This window comes from Marinagarivorans sp. (assembly GCF_982758155.1).
In genome coordinates this window covers 1-3,796 of record NZ_CEXWTU010000341.1, presented here as the reverse complement: position 1 = coordinate 3,796, position 3,796 = coordinate 1, and the positions used below count along the sequence as shown (strand labels likewise).

Annotated in this window: 3 protein-coding genes; 1 reads left to right on the top strand and 2 read right to left on the bottom strand. The window is 45.8% G+C overall.

Annotation, left to right across the window (positions count from 1 at the left end; genetic code table 11):
• Positions 1-205 precede the first annotated feature (205 nt).
• Positions 206-988, bottom strand: coding sequence for an NINE protein (locus AC3A8L_RS20540; protein WP_487964141.1), 783 nt, complete (start codon positions 986-988; stop codon positions 206-208).
• A 226-nt stretch (positions 989-1,214) separates the two neighbouring features.
• On the opposite strand from AC3A8L_RS20540, the gene uxuA reads away from it, so the two are divergent.
• The gene (gene uxuA / locus AC3A8L_RS20535; protein ID WP_487964140.1) at positions 1,215-2,411 is read left to right on the top strand and encodes a mannonate dehydratase; all 1,197 of its coding nucleotides are present in this window, start codon (positions 1,215-1,217) and stop codon (positions 2,409-2,411) included.
• A gap of 15 nt (positions 2,412-2,426) precedes the next feature.
• Here the strand turns inward: uxuA and AC3A8L_RS20530 are convergent, their stop codons facing one another.
• Positions 2,427-3,209, bottom strand: coding sequence for a substrate-binding periplasmic protein (locus tag AC3A8L_RS20530; RefSeq protein ID WP_487964139.1), 783 nt, complete (start codon positions 3,207-3,209; stop codon positions 2,427-2,429).
• Positions 3,210-3,796 lie beyond the last annotated feature (587 nt).

The following is a 3,796-nucleotide window of genomic DNA, read 5'->3' as shown; positions in this document are numbered from 1 at the left end:
TTGAGGAAGCGGGAGGCAAGTATTATTGGATAAAGTATTTTTTCCTCGGCCCTAACTCCCCGTTTTTTGAATTCCTGGGTGCACGCCCCTTACGGGTTTTCACCGACAAGGTGGGAACCCGTTTTAATTCCGCCGCCAATTTAGTGGCCTTAGGGGGCAGGTTTTTGTTGACCACAACAGGTGATCAACACTCCTAATAACGGCCCTACTCTAAGCCACACAACCTCGGCCGGTGTCGCTCAGTTAACGTGCCCCGCGTACAATCCCAGCTTACATAACCATCCACTAAGCTGGGTGTTAATATCAATGTTTGATTATTAATGGCATCAACATCACTGTGCAAGCGTAACTCAATACCCGCCTCCTTCACCGTGACTTCGTGCTTCCCCTCTAAAAAGTATGGTTCATCAAGCCCCAGCATAATATTCCCTGAGGCAAAAAGGCCATGTGTACTATGAAATTCTTCCACCTTTTGTTTAACTGGCTGAGCTTGTAATAAAGCACTATTCACATTAGCTCGCACACTATAATCTTGGTATGCCGGTAGTGCGATAGCAGCAAGAATACCGACAATAGCTACCAAAAAGAATGCACCAAAAACAACCCCGATAACAATCGCCACGCCCGCACCAGAATCGCCAGTACCAGAAGGCTTACCTTCGTTATATTTCGCATCCCATTTTTTACTGTCGCTCGCTAAAAACACAATAAATTCCACAAAGGCAATAAGACCCGGAATCCACAACCAAAAAAACAGCAAGTAAAAAACACCCCACCACTGCCCCAGATAAAAACGGTGCGCACCAAAACCACCCAACAGCAAAGCAAATAGAGCCGCGACGGTTTTACTCTTATAGCGACCACTACGTTGGGAAGCCCCACAGTGCGGACAAGCGCTCGCCGATATGTGCAATTTTTTATCGCAGGCAATACAGCCCACCATGTCTTTCTGCCCCGCCTGACCCGATAAATCTGTAGCGCTATCCATATAAACTCCCTATTGAGGCGTAGCAACGCCATATTGATGTAACATTAACGGGTTATTTTACAGGGAAGAAGTCAAAAAGTATTCGCTCTATAAAAGAGAAACACACAAGAGCAAACGGTGGTATTTGAAATGCCTACCATTGCCCACTAATGGCTAACAATGCTATACATCAGCCGTTAAAGCTGAGGTAACATATTCACACTATAGACTTTACGGGGAGTAGCCCATGCAAGAAACTTGGCGCTGGTTTGGCCCGAGCGATTCCATTTCACTGCAGAAAATTGCACAAGCGGGCGCTACCGGAATTGTAAGCTCACTGCACCAAGTACCAACGGGTGCGCTGTGGCAGGCAAACGATATTGCACAACAAAAACGGCTGATTGAAGACGCGGGCTTAGAGTGGTCGGTTATCGAAAGTATTCCCGTGCATAACGATATAAAAACGCGAACAGGAAATTTTGAACGCTATATAGAAAACTATAAGCAATCTGTTATTAACGCCGGTAACGCTGGTATTAAAACTATTTGCTACAATTTTATGCCTGTTGTGGACTGGACACGCACAAATCTGAGCTATAGCCTGCCCAACGCAAGCCAAGCGCTTCGCTTTGAAATGACTGATTTTGCAGCCTACGATGTATACCTACTTGAGCGGCCGCAAGCCGAGCTAGACTATTCCAGCGATGTACTGGCCCGCGCCAAGTCACGCTTTAGCACAATGAGCGACGACGAAAAAAATCTTCTGGAAAAAAATATTATCGCCGGCCTACCTGGCGGCGAAGGCTCTTATACCCGCGATACGATTCGAGAAGCCATTCAACAATTTATAGACTTAGGCACCGAGAAGTTTCGCGAGCATCTCTTTTTATTTTTGGAAGCAATGATTCCCACCGCCGAAAGTGTGGGCGTAAAAATGTGTATTCACCCGGACGACCCACCCTTTTCACTATTTGGCTTACCACGAATAGTCTCCACCGCAGAAGATGCTCGAAAACTACTGAATGCAGTACCCAGCCCATCAAATGGGCTTACCTTATGCGCAGGCTCCTATGGCGCACGCAGAGACAATAACCTAACCGCAATGGCCAATGAGTTCGGCAACCGTATTTATTTTGTGCACTTACGCAATGTAAAGCGCGAGAAGGATGGCTCCTTTTACGAAGCCGACCATTTAGATGGCGATAACGATATGGTCGGCTTAATCAATGCCTTATTATGCGAGGAAAGACGCCGAATTAGCGACGGGGAAACGGATTGCGCCATTCCAATGCGGCCAGATCACGGCCACCTAATGGCAGACGAGCTCAACGCACCAGGAGTAAAACCAGGCTATTCCTATACGGGCCGCCTGAAAGGTTTAGCCGAACTACGTGGCGTAATTCATACCTTAGAAGTTTTACATAAACACCAGCACGCTCTGTAAGTTCTGCATGTCTAATTATGGTTTCACCACCTCTTCAGGTGTGAACCATAATTTTTTTTCACTTAACGGCGTTAGCGCAGGTAGATTAGGGTTATCTATTGAGATTAAGTTTCGCTCAGGTAAGTTGGCTTTTTTGATATGCTTCGCAAAATTATTTTGAAAGTGCTTCTCAAACTCACCATTATCGACGGCTCGCTGTAAACCCTGCGTTAACGCAGCGTGTAATTTCACATTGTCTTTTGCGACAAAAAAATAGTAGGCCGTTGGATACAATAGTACAACGTGCGAATCGACCCTTAAGTTCAAACCGGGCTGAGTTTCCAATTCTCCCCACACTTCCACAATAGAGCGCGGAAACATATCTGCCCGTCCGTGCAATAACATACGGGACAAATTTCTAGAGTCAACAGAAGGTACGACCTGAAACCCACTCGCCATTAATATAGGCGTATCGGGCCAATTAAAACTTTGTAATACCGAAAACTGTCGCAACACCTCTAGCGAAGAAACGTCTTTTAACAGGTCGGCATCATCTTGCCGAACAAGCATCAACCGCCAACCAATTAAACCTTTATACAGCGGGACACGAATAGGTAAAAGCTGCGATTCTAATGCCTCATTCGTGTGCAACCAATGCACATCTAGCACCCCCTCTTCTAAACTCAATAGAATACGACTCTTTACATGGATTTTGAAAGGGGTGGGGACGAGGGTAATATCAGCATCGGAATATTGTGCAGCAAGTTCGAGCATTCGAATAAAGTATAAATCGCGTACTCTAGAATATTCGTTTTGCATGTTCTTGGCATACTTAACTGTATACGTAGCCCTTGGCAGCGGCTCTGCCACGACCGTAGAGCCCCACCAACCCATAACGCAATACAGTAGCGCCGACAAACGTTTTCGATGGGAAGTGTAGAAGCGTCTAAACATAGGAGAGATTAAGACCAAGAAGATGACTTGATTATAGTCGATATTTACGACAAACAATGAGTATCTCAACGCCGAAAACTATCGGCCAGACAAGCCTTATACAACGTTAGGGGCGGGGCAATAATAGTTTGCCCAATTAGACGAGGGGATCTACAGGGAAGTAAGTTATTAGAATAACGCATCGGGGCAGGAGCCCCTGATTAGACATTGCATCCGTATAGGGATATACGTTATTAGGGTAATACTGGAGCTATTACCGAGGAGCATAATGTAGTGGAGCAGTTACCGAGACATGTAACGCTTTGAGCAACGCCGCTGAGGAAGCAGAAGGCAAGAATAAAGTATTTTTTCCTCGCCCCTAAACACCAGCACGCTCTGTAAGTTCTGCATGCCTAATTTATGGTTTCACCACCTCTTCAGGTGTGAACCATAATTTTTTTTCACTTAACGGC